General features: G+C 70.5%; 12 protein-coding genes. 5 read left to right on the forward strand and 7 right to left on the reverse strand.

Annotated elements, in window-relative coordinates; translation table 11 throughout:
* Position 1: 1 nt before the first annotated feature.
* Complete coding sequence (locus ACIBB8_RS15835; protein WP_398952376.1) at positions 2-364, reverse strand: hypothetical protein; 363 nt, start codon at positions 362-364, stop codon at positions 2-4.
* Positions 365-524: 160 nt separating this feature from the next.
* Between ACIBB8_RS15835 and ACIBB8_RS15840 the strand changes: the two genes are divergently transcribed.
* Complete coding sequence (locus ACIBB8_RS15840) at positions 525-1,490, forward strand: serine hydrolase (protein WP_398952378.1); 966 nt, start codon at positions 525-527, stop codon at positions 1,488-1,490.
* 258 nt (positions 1,491-1,748) lie between these two features.
* Positions 1,749-5,489 carry an ABC transporter ATP-binding protein gene (locus ACIBB8_RS15845; protein WP_398952380.1) on the forward strand — a complete coding sequence of 1,247 codons (3,741 nt, stop codon included), beginning with the start codon at positions 1,749-1,751 and terminating at the stop codon, positions 5,487-5,489.
* A 61-nt stretch (positions 5,490-5,550) separates the two neighbouring features.
* Here the strand turns inward: ACIBB8_RS15845 and ACIBB8_RS15850 are convergent, their stop codons facing one another.
* Positions 5,551-6,045, reverse strand: a complete 495-nt coding sequence (locus ACIBB8_RS15850; protein WP_398952382.1) for a hypothetical protein — start codon at positions 6,043-6,045, stop codon at positions 5,551-5,553.
* Between the two features lie 160 nt (positions 6,046-6,205).
* Between ACIBB8_RS15850 and ACIBB8_RS15855 the strand changes: the two genes are divergently transcribed.
* A complete protein-coding gene (locus ACIBB8_RS15855) occupies positions 6,206-6,640 on the forward strand; it encodes a hypothetical protein (protein ID WP_398952383.1) in 435 nt (144 codons plus the stop codon).
* Positions 6,641-6,741: 101 nt separating this feature from the next.
* Complete coding sequence (locus ACIBB8_RS15860) at positions 6,742-8,226, forward strand: S28 family serine protease (protein ID WP_398952385.1); 1,485 nt, start codon at positions 6,742-6,744, stop codon at positions 8,224-8,226.
* 284 nt (positions 8,227-8,510) lie between these two features.
* On the opposite strand, the gene ACIBB8_RS15865 is transcribed toward ACIBB8_RS15860, so the two are convergent.
* A complete protein-coding gene (locus tag ACIBB8_RS15865) occupies positions 8,511-10,340 on the reverse strand; it encodes a glycoside hydrolase family 3 protein (RefSeq protein ID WP_398952387.1) in 1,830 nt (609 codons plus the stop codon).
* 189 nt (positions 10,341-10,529) lie between these two features.
* On the reverse strand, positions 10,530-11,438 hold the full coding sequence (locus tag ACIBB8_RS15870) for a LysR family transcriptional regulator (RefSeq protein WP_398952389.1): 909 nt from the start codon (positions 11,436-11,438) through the stop codon (positions 10,530-10,532).
* A 100-nt stretch (positions 11,439-11,538) separates the two neighbouring features.
* On the opposite strand from ACIBB8_RS15870, the gene ACIBB8_RS15875 reads away from it, so the two are divergent.
* The gene (locus ACIBB8_RS15875; protein WP_398952391.1) at positions 11,539-12,453 is read left to right on the forward strand and encodes an EamA family transporter; all 915 of its coding nucleotides are present in this window, start codon (positions 11,539-11,541) and stop codon (positions 12,451-12,453) included.
* Positions 12,454-12,649: 196 nt separating this feature from the next.
* Here ACIBB8_RS15875 and ACIBB8_RS15880 read toward each other — a convergent pair whose 3' ends face one another.
* From ACIBB8_RS15880 to ACIBB8_RS15890, 3 genes are all read right to left on the reverse strand, one after another.
* Complete coding sequence (locus ACIBB8_RS15880; protein ID WP_398952393.1) at positions 12,650-13,438, reverse strand: sugar phosphate isomerase/epimerase family protein; 789 nt, start codon at positions 13,436-13,438, stop codon at positions 12,650-12,652.
* Between the two features lie 131 nt (positions 13,439-13,569).
* Positions 13,570-14,142 (reverse strand): Uma2 family endonuclease, encoded by a 573-nt coding sequence (locus ACIBB8_RS15885; RefSeq protein WP_398952395.1) that lies wholly within the window; start codon positions 14,140-14,142, stop codon positions 13,570-13,572.
* 42 nt (positions 14,143-14,184) lie between these two features.
* A complete protein-coding gene (locus tag ACIBB8_RS15890) occupies positions 14,185-15,288 on the reverse strand; it encodes a LacI family DNA-binding transcriptional regulator (RefSeq protein WP_398952397.1) in 1,104 nt (367 codons plus the stop codon).
* Positions 15,289-15,320 lie beyond the last annotated feature (32 nt).

A 15,320-nucleotide genomic window follows, 5' to 3' on the forward strand; every position in this document is an offset into this window, starting at 1 on the left:
TTCAGCGAGAGGCTTTCGCGTGCTCGAAGACCTTCTCCTGTGCGTGGCGGCCGTCACAGAATTCTTCCTGCTGCGCTGTGTTGAGCTTGTGCGGCAGCTCCCTGCCGTCAGGCAACAGATCGGGGAGCGACCGGAGTATGGCCGTCGCCGCCGGGCCGCGACCCTGCTTGCGCGCGTCAACCACATACTCGCCGACGGCCTTCAGATGACCAGTCAGACGGTCGCGGGGCTGCTGGGCCGCTTCCACCCGGGCTCCCAGCCTTCCCAATGAGTGACGCTCGCCCTTGCTGAGTTTCTCCAGCGCCGCGAGCGCCGCGTACAACTGCCCACAGCGATAGGCGTCGCTCGGCTGATCGTTCGGCATGATCCCTCCCCGGTCCGCTGACGGAAGCCATCTCTACCCCGGTCTTCGGGTCCGGGAACACCGGTCCGAACCCGCCGTACAACTTTTCGACGCGTCGTGAGTCATCCCTGACAGGTGTGCAGGGGGCGCACCGCACACATCACTCAGGGGGACACCTCTCATGACGGACCAGCCTCGTACATCCCGCCGCGCGCGCACCGCGCTCGCCGTCACACTCGCCGCGGGCGTGCTCACGCCCGTGACCCTCGCGGCCACGCCCGCCGCAGCCGCGACGCCGACCGTGAAATGCACCTCCGGCAAGGCGGGACTCGCCGCCAAGCTGTCGACCGACATCACCGCCGCACTCAAGGGGCGCAACTCGACCACGGCGATCGCGCTCTACGACCGGACCACCAAGACGTCCTGCACGATGCGGTCCACGAGCACGTACGACTCCGCGAGCGTCGTGAAGGCGACCGTCCTCGCGACGCTGCTCTGGGACAACAAGAGGCACAATCGCTATCTCACCCAGCGCGAGATCGACCTCTCCACCGCCATGATCACCAAGTCCGACAACAACGCGACCACCAGCCTGTGGAAGCAGCTCGGCGTGACCAAGGTGAAGGCGTTCCTGAACGCCGCGGGCATGACGCACACCGTGCCCGGCTCCGGTGGCTACTGGGGGCTGACCCAGATCACCGCGCAGGACGAGCTGCGGCTGCTGACGCTGCTGACCGCCAAGAACTCCGTACTCAGCGACAACGCGCGTGCGTACGAACTCGGCCTGATGCGCAAGGTCATCTCCTCGCAGCGCTGGGGAACGCCCGCCGGAGCCCCGTCCGGGGTGACCGTCCAGGTCAAGAACGGCTGGCTGCCGCGTGCCACGCACGGCTGGCGGGTGCACAGCATCGGTGCGTTCACCGGGAAGGGGCACGACTACGGCATCACCATCCTCACGCAGGACAACAAGACGATGAACGACGGCATCAACACCATCCAGGCCGTCGCCCGCGCCATCCACAAGGACCTGAACCCGGCGGCCCTGACCGGGACGACCGTCGCCCCGCCGGCCGCGCCGCAGGAGGCGGTCCCGGCAGTGCCGGAAGCCCCCGCCGTGCCGATGCTGACGGCGACGCCCAGGTCGTAGAGCGCCCCCGAGCCGCGCCCCGCGCCCAGGGTCTGTTCTGAGTTCCCGGCCTGCGCCCCGACGCCCGGCACGCACGCCCGCCGCTGCGCCCGCGCTTCGCGCGAACGACGGGGAACTCAGAACAGGCCCCAGGTGCGCTCCGTCGGACGACGTACGCCGGTCCTACTCCGTTGGGACCGTCTTTGTGACGGCGGGATGAAATCCGCAGCTGATCGCGTTGGTGCCTTCCGGTAGACCAGGTTGAACCGGGAGGCACCAGTGACGGACGGGGACACGGACGCAGCACAGCAGAGCTGGGCGCGGCGACTGGGCGGTTACGCATGGCGCTACCGGCGCAATGTGCTGCTGGCGCTCGGTTCGTCGCTCGCCGGGATGGCCGTGCTGGCAGTCGTCCCGCTGATCACCAAGGTGATCATCGACGATGTCGTCGGCAACCACACGCGTTCCCTCGGCGTCTGGACCGGCCTCCTGATCGGCACCGCCGTGCTGGTGTACGTATCGACGTACATCCGCCGCTACTACGGCGGCCGGCTCGCCCTCGACGTACAGCACGATCTGCGCACCGACATGTACCGAACGCTCACCCGGCTCGACGGGAAGCGGCAGGACGAGCTGTCCACCGGGCAGGTCGTCGGGCGCGCCACCAGTGACCTGCAGCTGATCCAGGGGCTGCTGTTCATGCTCCCGATGACGATCGGGAACGTGCTGCTGTTCCTCATCTCCCTGGTGATCATGGCGTGGCTCTCACCGCTGCTGACCCTGATCGCGATCGCCGTCGCCCCCGCGCTCTGGTACATCGCCCGCCGCTCCCGCTCCCGGCTCTTCCCCGCCACCTGGTACGCCCAGGGGCAGGCAGCCGCCGTCGCCGGAGTCGTCGACGGGGCCGTCTCCGGGGTCCGGGTCGTCAAGGGGTTCGGGCAGGAGGAGCAGGAGACCGGGAAGCTGCGCGAGGTCGGGCGGAAGCTGTTCGCCGGGCGGCTGCGCACGATCCGGATGAACGCCAGGTACACCCCCGCCCTCCAGGCCGTCCCCGCGCTCGGCCAGGTCGCGATGCTGGCGCTCGGCGGCTGGCTCGCCACCCGCGGCGAGATCACCCTCGGTACGTTCGTCGCGTTCTCGACCTACCTTGCCCAGCTCGTCGGGCCGGTCCGGATGCTCGCCATGGTCCTCACCGTCGGTCAGCAGGCCCGCGCCGGTGTGGAGCGTGTCATCGAGCTGATCGACACCGTGCCGACCATGAAGGACGGCACGGTGGAGCTCCCCGCCGACGCCCCGGCGAGCGTCGAGTTCGACGACGTGCGGTTCGGGTATGACCCCGAGCGGCCGGTGCTCGACGGGTTCTCGCTGACCATCGAGCCCGGCGAGACCGTGGCCGTCGTCGGCGCCTCCGGCAGCGGGAAGTCCACCGTCTCCCTCCTCCTGCCCCGCTTCTACGACGTGGCGCACGGCGCCGTCCTGGTCGGCGGCCACGACGTCCGGGAGCTCACCCAGGACTCGCTGCGGGCCGCCATCGGCCTCGTACCGGAGGACAGCTTCCTCTTCTCCGACACGGTCCGCGCCAACATCGCCTACGGGCACCCGGACGCCACCCAGGAACAGATCGAGCAGGCCGCCCGCGCCGCCCAGGCGGACCGGTTCATCGCCGATCTGCCGAACGGCTACGACACCAAGGTCGGCGAGCACGGGCTCACCCTCTCCGGCGGTCAGCGCCAGCGCGTCGCGCTCGCCCGCGCCATCCTCACCGACCCCCGGCTGCTCCTCCTCGACGACGCCACATCCGCCGTCGACGCCCGCGTCGAGCACGAGATCCACGAGGCCCTCGCCCGGGTCATGGAGGGGCGGACGACCCTCCTCATCGCCCACCGCCGCTCCACCCTCGGCCTCGCTGACCGCATCGCCGTACTCGACAAGGGCCGGCTCGCCGACATCGGCACGCACGAGGAGCTGGAGCGCCGCTCCGCCCTCTACCGGCGTCTGCTCACCGACCCGGACGAGCTGGGCGGCACCTCCCCGGGCCACCAGCCGGTGCCGGCCGACCCGGCCGTCGAGGACGACCGGGCGCTCCAGGAGGAGCTGGAAGCCGATTTCGACGCCGAGCGCGGCATCAGCCCCGGACTCTGGGTCCGCAAGGAGGAGCCCCGCGACACCGGCGCGGCCGGCATGCCCGCCACGCCCGAGCTGCTCGCCCAGGTCGAGGCGCTTCCCCCGGCCACCGACACCCCCGGGATCGACGAGGCCCGCGCCGTCCGGCGTGAGGAGTCGTACGGGCTGCGCCGGCTGCTGCACGGCTTCGGGCTTCCGCTGACGGTCAGCCTGGCGCTCGTCGCCGTCGACGCGGGCATGAGCCTGCTCCTGCCCGTACTGATCCGGCACGGCATCGACCAGGGCGTTACGCGGATGGCGACCGGTGCGGTCTGGGCGGCGTCCGCGCTCGCCCTGCTCGTCGTGCTGGTGCAGTGGGCGGCGCAGATCGGCGAGACCCGGATGACGGGCCGCACCGGAGAGCGGGTGCTCTACTCGCTGCGGCTGAAGATCTTCGCGCAGCTTCAGCGGCTCGGTCTCGACTACTACGAGCGCGAGCTCACCGGCCGCATCATGACCCGGATGACGACGGACGTGGACGCGCTGTCCACGTTCCTGCAGACCGGTCTGGTCACGGCCTTCGTCTCCGCCGTCACGTTCTTCGGCATCATGGTCGTGCTGCTCGTCCTCGACGTCCAGCTGGCGCTCGTCGTCTTCGCGACCCTGCCGGTGCTGGTCATCGGTACGTTCTTCTTCCGCCGCAAGAGCGTCAAGGCGTACGAGCTGGCCCGGGAGCGGATCAGCGTCGTCAACGCCGACCTCCAGGAGTCCGTCTCCGGGCTCCGGATCGTGCAGGCGTTCCGCCGCGAGAAGGACGGCGCGCAGCGGTTCGCCGACCGCAGCGACCACTACCGCGAGGCCCGGGTGCGCGGCCAGTGGCTGATCTCGGTCTACTTCCCGTTCGTGCAACTGCTGTCGTCGGTGGCCGCGGCCGCCGTACTGATCGTCGGCGCGGGCCGCGTCGACAACGGCACGCTCACCACCGGCGCCCTCGTGGCGTATCTCCTCTACATCGACCTGTTCTTCGCGCCCGTGCAGCAGCTCTCGCAGGTCTTCGACGGCTACCAGCAGGCCACGGTCTCCCTCGGCCGCATCCAGGAACTCCTCCGGGAGCCGACCTCCACTGCCGACTCCGAGGAGCCGCTGGACGTGCTGGCGCTGCGCGGCGAGATCGCGTTCGAGGACGTGACCTTCGCGTACGGCTCCGGCGACGACGAGGAAGAGGCACTCACCGGTATCACCCTGCGGATCCCGGCCGGGCAGACCGTCGCGTTCGTCGGGGAGACCGGCGCCGGGAAGTCCACCCTTGTCAAGCTCGTCGCCCGGTTCTACGACCCGACGGGCGGGCGGGTCACGGCGGACGGCACCGATCTGCGCCGCCTCGACCTCACCGCGTACCGGCACCGGCTCGGAGTCGTACCGCAGGAGGCGTACCTCTTCGCGGGTACGGTCCGGGACGCCATCGCGTACGGGCAGCCGGACGCCACCGACGCACAGGTGGAGGCGGCGGCCCGGGCGGTCGGCGCCCACGACATGATCGCCACGCTGGACGGCGGCTATCTGCACGAGGTCGCCGAGCGGGGCCGCAACCTCTCGGCCGGCCAGCGCCAGCTGATCGCACTCGCCCGCGCCGAACTCGTCGACCCCGACATCCTGCTGCTCGACGAGGCGACCGCCTCCCTGGACCTCGCCAGCGAGGCCCTGGTCAACCAGGCGACCGACCGCCTGACCGGCCGGCGCACCACCCTTGTCGTCGCCCACCGGCTGACCACGGCCGCCCGCGCCGACCGGGTCGTGGTGATGGACCACGGCCGGGTCGTCGAGGACGGCACACATGACGAACTCCTCGCCGGGGACGGGCATTACGCCGTGCTGTGGCGCACCTTCATCGGGGAGGACGAGCCGGCGGCAGTCTGAACCGCGGGTCTCAGAGCCTGTCGGGTGACCTCCGCCCGATCAGAGGTCACCCGACAGGCTCTCAGCGGATGCCGGAGATCTTGCCGGTCTGCAGGTCCGACTGAACGGTCAGATAGGTGTACCTGGGGTGCTTGCCGCCGCTCCAGGTCAGCCGCACCTTCGACCAGGTGTGACCGGCGCCGCTGTCGCCCGCGGTGACCTTGAGGGCGAGCGGTGTGTTCTGGGCGCGGAGCACCCCGTCCGCGTGGTTGCGCGCCTCCCAGGTGCGCAGCTGTGAGCGGAGCCCGGGCGTCAGGTAGAAGGACCGGAGGGCAGTGGCGAGCCTGCCGCCGCCCCCGGCCGTGACCGCGTCGATATAGGCGCCGTAGAAGTGGGCGACCTGCTGATGGGCGGGGGTGACGTGGGTGCTGCGCAGCTGCGTCGCGGGCGCCGGGGCCTGCGGCGCGGCAGCGGCGGCCGGGACCACGGAGGCGGCGGCGAGGAGAGCAGTCACGAGAAGGGTGCGGCCAGTGGTGCGGCGGCCGCGCGGGCTGGGCGCATTGCGGAGTTGGATCACGGCAGTTCCTGCCTTTCATGTGTCTCTGCCCTATTTGACCCATGCCGTGGAGGTTCGGTTGCGCGGGATGTGGACCGCGCCGTATGCAACCTTCGGATGGCCCTTTGCGTCGTACGCATGTACGTGTATGGGCTGGGCGGGGGCGAGAGTGTTCGATGGGGTGACGGAACTGCTGAGAAACAGGAATGGCGAAACCGCCGGAGACGGCGGCGCCGGACGGCGGGCGCTGGTCCGGGTGTTCGTCCTGGCGCTGGTGGCCGCCGTCGGGCTGGTGCTCGGCGGTCCCGGGGCCGGCAGTGCCGACGCCGCATCGTCCTGCGGCGGACGGCTCGCGAAGACAGTGTCGTTCTCCACGGGCGAGGTGCGCGTCTACAAGAGCCGCTCCTACGCCTGCGCGATCACGGTCGCGAAGAAGTCGGGCCCGCGCCGCGAGATGTCCGTCATGATCCAGGCGCGCGGCGGCCGGCCCGTCACCGACCGCGGCAGGTATACCAAGCAGACCGGCCGGGTGACCGTCCACGCACTGCACCGATGTGTCCGGGTCGCGGGCTCCGTCGCCGGAAGATCCGGCGCCACGGGCTGGATACTCTGCTGATACTTCTGACGATGTGACAAGAGGGTCTGTTCAGCCGGGTGTTGCACCGCTAGATTCGCGATGAATCTTGTGAATCCAGGTGAATTCCCCGGGGAGGGTGCATGCGCAAGGCGCTCAGAGGTTTCCTTTCGCTCGCGGTGCTCATAGGCACGGTGAGCGCGACGGGTGCCTCGGTCGGTGCGGCCAGTGCCGCGGACGCGACCGCGATCCGGTCCGTCGGATCCGACCGGTCCGCCGATGCGACCGCGGACATCAAGGACCGCATCCTGGCGATACCCGGGATGAGTCTGATCGAGGAGAAGCCGTACGCGGGCTACCGCTACTTCGTTCTCAACTACACCCAGCCGATCGACCACCGGAACCCGTCCAAGGGCACGTTCCAGCAGCGCATCACCCTGCTGCACAAGGACACGTCGCGCCCGACGGTCTTCTACACCAGCGGGTACAACGTCTCCACGAACCCCAGCCGCTCCGAGCCGACCCGGATCGTCGACGGCAACCAGGTCTCGCTGGAGTACCGTTTCTTCACCCCGTCCCGCCCCGCCCCCGCCGACTGGTCGAAGCTCGACATCTGGCAGGCGGCCAGCGACCAGCACCGCGTCTTCACCGCGCTGAAGCAGATCTACTCCGAGAACTGGCTGAGCACCGGCGGTTCCAAGGGCGGCATGACCGCCACGTACTTCGAGCGCTTCTACCCGAAGGACATGGACGGCGTCGTCGCGTACGTCGCGCCGAACGACGTGGTCAACAAGGAGGACTCGGCCTACGACCGCTTCTTCGAGAACGTCGGCACGAAGGAGTGCCGCGACCGGCTCGAGGGTGTGCAGCGCGAGGCGCTGATCCGCCGTGAGCCGCTGGAGAAGAAGTACAAGGAGTACGCCGAGACGAACGGCTACACCTTCAACACCGTCGGATCCCTCGACAAGGCTTACGAAGCCGTCGTCATGGACTACGTCTGGGCCTACTGGCAGTACAGCCTGCTCGCCGACTGCGACACCATCCCCGCCGATGCCAAGACCGCACCCGACCAGGCGATCTGGGACTCGATCGACAGCATCTCGGGCTTCTCCGCCTATGCGGACCAGGGCCTGAACACGTACACGCCGTACTACTACCAGGCGGGCACCCAGCTCGGTTCGCCGGACATCAAGCAGCCGTGGCTCGGCAATCTCAGCCGCTACGGGTACCAGCCGCCGCGCAACTTCGTGCCGAGCTCCATCCCGATGACGTTCCAGCCGTCGGCGATGCGCGACGTCGACACCTGGGTGAAGTACAACGCCACCCGGATGATGTGGGTGTACGGGGAGAACGACCCGTGGGGTGCGGAGCGCTTCCACCTCGGCGAGGGCGCCGAGGACAGCTACATCTACACGGTGGCCGGCGGCAACCACGGCTCCAAGGTGGCCGGTCTCGCCGACGACGAGAAGGCGAAGGCGACCGCCGACATCCTGCGCTGGGCGGGTGTCGCCCCGGCCGCCGTGCAGGCGGACCCGGCCAAGGCGAAGCCGCTCGCGCCGTACGACGCGCGGCTCGACAAGCGTGACGTGACGAGCGAGCGCAGGCAGGGCCCGGCACTGCGCCCGTAAGCAGCTCCAGGAGCAGTGAGGTGGGCTGTGCGGGCCAGGTCTGGAACGTGTCTTCAGACCCGGCGCGCGCAGCCCACCGGCCTTTCCCACCCTGCCAAACGCCGGACGCGCGGGAGGCCTTGCGTCGCTCGGGGTGGTGCGCCGGGTGGTGCGGCCTCCACCCTGTACGTCCAGTACGGCCAGTGCCGCTCCCGGAAAGCTTTGCCCCGTTGCGTCGCCCAGCACGTCGCACGCACTGGACGACGCTCCTCATGGGGCAAATACTGCCGGTCGCGGCACTAGTACTAGTACGTCAGGCCGTAGCCGACCGGGTACAGCACCTGCGTCGGATCGTCCGCCCGTTGCACCGGCACCGGCAGTCGGCCCTCCGGTGCGGCGTGGCCCGCGATCACCCGGGCCGCGGCGCGCAGTTCGACATCCGTCCAGGAGTACGCGGCCAGGCTCGCTGCGTGGGCGGGCAGCCGGGCGATGTCGTACGGGTTCCGGATCGCGATCGTGATCACCGGGACTCCGGTTGCCACGAGGGCGCTGACCAGGGTGCGCTGGGAACTGGTCGCCGAGACGTTGTACGTCCCCACGATCACCGCGTCCTTGCCCTGCGCGGCCGCCACCGCCTCGGCGATCTTCGCCTGGGTGGGCGCGGTGCCGGTGGACAGTGCGGTCGCCGCGTACCCCAGTTCGGTGAAGGCGCCGGCGAGTGTGGTGGTCGGCGGTCCGGTGGTGCCGGACGGGGAGGCGGGATCGGCGCCGACCACGAGGAGGTTCTTGTGGGAGCGGCGGGACAGCGGCAGCACCGCACCGGTGTTGGCCAGCAGTGTGGTGGTGTGCTCGGCGATCCGGTCGGCGGCGGCGAGGTGCGACCGGGTGCCGACGGCACGGTCCACGCCCTGGTGGCTGACGAACGGGTCGTCGAACAGCCCCAGCTTCGCCTTCAGCCGCAGGATGCGCAGGATCGATTCCTCGATCCTGGCCTCGCTGATCTCGCCGCTCTTCACGGCCGCCAGAACGGCGTTCCAGGAGACGTCGAGGCTCGGCGGGTTCAGCAGTTGGTCCACACCCGCCTGCAGGGCGAGGACGGGCACGCGGTCGTCGCCGTACTTCGTGCGCACCCCCTCCATGCCGAGCGAGTCGGTGACCACGACACCGTCGTAACCGAGCTCCTCGCGCAGGATGCCGGTGAGGATCGGCCGGGACAGGGTCGCCGGGTCCTCGGCAGGGTCGAGCGCGGGGACGACGATGTGCGCGGTCATGATCGCGTCGATGCCCGCGGCGATCGCGGCGCGGAACGGCGGCGCGTCCAGTTCCTCCCACTGGTCGCGGGAGTGGTGGATGTAAGGCAGACCGGAGTGGCTGTCGGTGTTGGTGTCGCCGTGGCCCGGGAAGTGCTTGGCCGTCGAGGCGATCCCGGCGCTCTGATACCCCTTCACCTGCGCGGCGACCATACCGGCCACGGCCTGCGGATCGGCGCCGAAGGACCGTACGCCGATCACCGGGTTGGCCGGGTTGACGTTGACGTCGGAGTCCGGGGCGTAGTTCTGGTTGATGCCGATCGCGGCGAGCTCGGTGCCCGCGATCTGCCCGGCCCGGCGCGCGTCGGAACGCGAACCGCCCGCACCGAGCGCCATCGCACCCGGCATCAGCGTGGCGGGCTCGCCGACGCGGCAGACGATGCCGTGCTCCTGGTCGGTGGAGATCAGGAGCGGCAGGGGCGTGGGACCGGCGAGACCGGCGCGCTGGATGCCGTTGGAGAGGTCGGCGATCTGGTGCGGGTCGCGGGTGTTGTGCGCCCAGGCGAAGTAGATGATGCCGCCGACGTGGTACTTGGCGATCATCTCGGCGGCGGTACGGACCCCGATCTCGGCCATGTTCGCGTTGATGTCGGCCTGGTCGGGCTCGGTGGCGGAGTGCCCGTACACCCGCATCACAAAGAGCTGGCCGACCTTCTCCTCCAGGCTCATCCGGGAGATGAGCTGCTTGAGGCGCTTGGTGGTGGAGGCGGAGGAGGCTGCGGAGGCGGCGAATGCCCCGGGGGCGGAGACCGCGCCGGTCGCAACCGCTGCGGCGGTCACGGCGGTGGCGGTGAGGAGGGTGCGTCTGGAGGTGCGGTGGTGCACGTGAGCTCCTTCGGCCGTGCTCAGGGGAGAGGGGGGCGGTGAAAGTAACTTCCAAGGGGCACGAATATCTAGAAAGTAACTTCCAGTCAAGGGGGCGGTCCGATAATCGGCTCGGTGACGTGCGGTCCGGCTCGGCTCGTTCGGTGAACGAGGCAGGTGCATGGCCGCAGGCCGCACCGGGGGAGGCCGTTACGCCAAGCCCGTCCCCGCCCCCCGCGCCTGAAGCGATTCCACCGCCACCGTGATCGCGGGCCGCCGGGCCGCCTCCGTGCGCCACAACGCGTACAGCCGCCGCACCGGTACGGGGTCCAGCGGCACCGCCACCACTCCCGCCGGCAACGGTCCCCGCCCCAGCCGCGGGATCATCGCGACCCCGAGACCGGCGGCGAGCAGCGCCAGTTGGGTGTGGCTCTCCTCCGCCTGGTGCCGGATGTCCGGCTCGTAGCCCGCCGCCCGCAGCGTCCGTACGAGCCAGTCGTGACAGACCGTCCCCGGCGGCTGGCAGATCCACCGCTCCTTCGCCAGCTCCTCGCGCCGCACCGCGTCCCGCCCGGCGAGGCGATGCCCCTCCGGCACCAGCAGATCGCACCGGTCGTCACCGATCACCGCCTGCGCGATGCCCTCGGGTGCGGGCAGCGGCGCGATGTCCCAGTCGTGCGCGACAGCGAGGTCGATCACGCCCTTGGCCACGAGATCGACCGACAGATGAGGGTCGACCTCGGTCAGCCGTACGTCCAGGGCGGGGTGGTCCCGGTCGAGCCCGGCCAGCACGCCGGGCAGCAGACCGCGCGCCGCGGACGCGAAGGCGCCGATCGACAGCCGGCCCGTCGGTAGCCCCCGGCGCTCCTCCAGCGTCGTCTCGGCGCGCTCCACGATTGCCAGCAACTGCTGGGCGGTGGCGGCGAGATGGAGCGCCTCCTCGGTGAGCGCGACACCGCGCCCGCGCCGCTCCAGCAGCGTCGTACGGGTCTCCCGCTCCAGCTTCGTGATCTGCTGGGAGACCGCCGACGGGGTGTAGCCGAGCGCGGCGGCGGCGCCCGCCACGGACCCGTGGACGGAGATGGCGTGCAGTGCGCGCAGCCGGGACAGATCGAGCACCGGAACCTCCCGGACCTTCCTGATTCATTAGCAACGCTCAATTCCATCATGAAGAAATCCGCGCTGGTGCTACATGGTCCCGGCGGGCGATCCTCGCTCCATGCGTCCCCTTCACATCGCCCTGGCCGCCCTGGTGGCTGCCGTCTGGGGTGTCAATTTCGTCGTCATCGAGGTCGGCCTCGGGCACTTCCCGCCGCTGCTCTTCTCCGCCCTGCGCTTCCTGGTCGCGGCGCTGCCCGCGGTCTTCTTCGTCGGGCGGCCCAAGGTCGCGTGGAAGTGGATCGTGGGCGTCGGGCTGGTCCTGGGCGTGGCGAAGTTCGGCCTGCTGTTCATCGGCATGGACCGCGGAATGCCCGCCGGTCTCTCCTCCCTGGTGCTCCAGGTACAGGCGGTCTTCACGGCCCTCTTCGCGGCCGTGGCACTCGGCGAACGGCCGGGCCGGGTAAGAGTGTTGGGGATGGGGATCGCGCTGGCCGGTATCGGGGTCGCAGCGGTGGACGAGGGCGCGAGCGGCCCCGTGCTCGCCTTCGTGCTGGTGATCGTGGCGGCAGCCTGCTGGGGCGTGTCGAACGTCCTGACCCGCAAGGCCGCCCCGCCCGACTCCCTCAACTTCATGGTGTGGGTCTCGACCGTGCCCGTCCTGCCGCTGCTCGGTCTCTCCCTCCTCTTCGAGGGCTGGGACCGCGACGCCGACGCGCTGGCCGCACTGGACTGGAGCGGCGTCGGCATCATCGTCTACGTCGCCTGGATCACCACGGTCTTCGGCTTCGGGGCGTGGGGTTTCCTGCTGCGCCACCACCCGGCGTCGTCCGTGGCCCCGTTCACCCTGCTCGTCCCGGTCTTCGGGATGTCCTCGGCCGCGCTGTTCCTCGGCGAGTCGGTGAGCCCGCTGCGGTGGTGCGCCGCGGCGCTGCTGGTGGGCGGGGTGGCGCTCACGTCACTGGCGGGGGCGCGGCGGACGCGGGCCGCGGCGACGGAGACGGAGACGCCGGAACCTCACCCCGCGCGCGCCTGAACCCGGGCCGGCCCTTACGGCCTTCCCCGGCCGTTACGGCCTCCCCCGCGGTAGGGAGTGGGCTCCCGACGCCCTGCGACTCCGCTTGCCGCGTTGTCGTCGGTCACCGACGCTCCGCGTCGACTCCCTCCTCCGCCTTGCAATCGAAGCCGCAGGACGCCGCTCGCTGATCCACTCCCTACCGCGGGGGAGGCCGTTACTGCCTGGGCGCGCCCAGGCGGAGCAGGTGCTCGCGCCCCGCGCTCAGCAGTCCCGGCAGCTCGGCCGCGTCCGGGTGCCAGCGCTTCTCGTACTCCCAGCAGACCCAGCTGTCCGCGTCCAGCGTGTCCAGGCAGGCACCCAGCGGCAGCACCCCGGCCCCGAGCGCCAACGGTTCGGTGTCCTCCGCAGATGCGATGTCCTTGACCTGTACGTATCCCAGGTGCGGGGCGAGCACCGCATGGCTCGCGGCCGGCTCCTCGCCCGCCAGCCAGGTGTGCATGATGTCCCACAGTGCACCGACCTGCCGGTGCCCGACCGTCCCCGCGATCCGGGCCACATCGGCACCGGCCCGGTGCGAGTCATGGGTCTCCAGCAGGATCCGTACGCCCAGGTCGGCGGCGTAGGGGGCGGCGGCGCCCAGCCGGCGGGCGGCGTTCGCATCGGCCACCTCCGGGTCCAGCCCGCCGCCACCGGGGAAGACCCGGACGTGGGAGGCGCCCAGATCCCGCGCCAGCTCCACCAGCCCGGCGAGCTCGTCCAGCACCGGCCGGTCGTCTCCCTCGGCGGCGACCCGGACGTACCCGGCGACGGTCAGGATCTCGACGTCGCCCCTCTTGAACTCCTCGGCCACGTCGGCACGTTCGGCCGAGGAGAGCCCCGGGTGCACCGGCTCCTCGGGGTGGGCGCGCAGCTCCACCCCCTGGTAGCCGTGGTCGACGGCGAGCCGGATGACGTCGGCGATCGGCATCCCCGGTACTCCGAGGGTCGAGAAAGCGAGCTTCACGATTGCGAATTCCTTCCGTCGGTACGTGCCCCTGCGTCTGACGGACCGGATGTTCCTGCCGGACCGGACAGCGGCCCGCACATCATCGGCCCACGGCACGCGGTACGTGTATCCCCGACCGGGTGGCGGAATCAGCGGTCCCCGTCGTCGACGGGGAAGCCGTCGGTCCTGACCACGATCTCCCGGCCTTCGAGCGGCAGGACGAGATCTTGGCCGAAGGGCACCACATCGTCGTCGCGGTACGTGCCGGTGCGCGTCGGGTGCTGGTAGACGGTGCAGGAACCCGCCGAGGGGTCGATGATCACGTAGACAGGGATGCTGCACTCGGCATACATCCGGAACTTCTTGCTGAAGTCGTTGTCCTGGTTGCTCTTGGACACGACCTCCAGCACCGCTTCCAGACTGTGCCATTCGTACCGGCCGCGACTGTTGCGCTCGGAGCCCGGGGCGATGATCGCGAGGTCGGGTGCGTAGCCGTACAGACTGGACGGGAAGTCGATCATCACGTCCGAGAGGATGTCGCCATGACCGGCGAGCTGCCGCTCGATCTGCGGCGCCGCCTTGAGAATGACCTTCCACTGGCTCTCGCCCTGCGGCGTCATGGTGATCTTCCCGTCCGTGATCTCGACGCGGTAGCCGCGGGGCAGGTCGACGCCGTCCAGCGCGTCCCAGGCGCTGGCGGTGTCCATGGGCGGGGACGTCATGCGGGCCTCCCGAATGCCGGTTACTTCACGATATCGCGGAGGTCACTTCCGCGGCGGCGCCGTCGACCCCCGCACCATCAGCTCCGCCGCGATCGTCGCGATGCCTCCGGGCGGCGGCGTCTCCCGGCCCATCGCCAGCCGGCCGGCCCGCGCCCCCGCCTCGAACAGCGGCAGCCGTACGGTCGTCAGGGCCGGGACCGCGTCCACCGAGAACGGCAGGTCGTCGAAACCGGCCACGGAGATGTCCTCGGGGATACGCAGACCGCGGTCCCGGATCGCCGCGCTCGCGCCCAGGGCCACGGTGTCGTTGGCAGCGACGATCGCCGTCACCTCCGGTTCGCGGCGCAGGAGTTCGAGCGTCGCGTCGTAACCTGACCGGCGGTCGTACGGTCCGTGCACGGTGAGACGATCCTCGTCCCGGGCATCTGCGAGGCGCCCTTGTGTGGTCGTGTCGTCCCGGTACAGGCCCGCCGCCGCCATCGCGTCGCGGTGCCCTTCCAGCCGGTGGCGTGTCGTCGTCCGCTCCACCGGGCCCGCGACATAGCCGATCCGCCGGTGGCCGAGCGTCAGCAGATGCTCGGTGAGGCGCCGGCCGCCGCCCCGGTTGTCGAAGGCGAGCGCCGCCACGACCGCTTCGCCCTCGGGCAGCGGCGGCCGCCCGCACAGCACCACCCTGGTCCCGGCGTCCGCGAGTTTCGCCAGCTTCGCCGCCATCGCCGCCTGGTGCGCCGGGTCCTCCACCGCGCCGCCGGTGAGAATGACGGCCGCGGCGCGCTGACGCTGGAGCAGGGTGAGGTAGGTGAGTTCGCGTGCGGGGGAGCCGCCGGTGTTGCAGACGACGGCGAGCTTCTCGCCCCCGGCCCGCCCGGAACCGTCGCCCGTCCCGCCGATCTCGGTCTGCGCCGCCCCGGCCATGATTCCGAAGAACGGGTCGGCGATGTCGTTGACCAGAATGCCGACCAGGTCGGACGTGGCGGCGGCGAGCGAGCTGGCGGGTCCGTTGAGCACGTAGTCCAGGTCATCCACCGCGCGCAGCACCCGCTCCCGGGTGGACGCCGCCACCGGGTAGTTGCCGTTGAGCACACGGGACACGGTGGCGGGCGACACCCGGGCGCGAGCCGCCACGTCCGCGAGGGTGACTGTCATCGCTTCCTCCGAGGGTTTTGGACGGAGCCCTC

This window comes from Streptomyces sp. NPDC051286 (assembly GCF_044455345.1).
Taxonomy (GTDB): domain Bacteria; phylum Actinomycetota; class Actinomycetes; order Streptomycetales; family Streptomycetaceae; genus Streptomyces.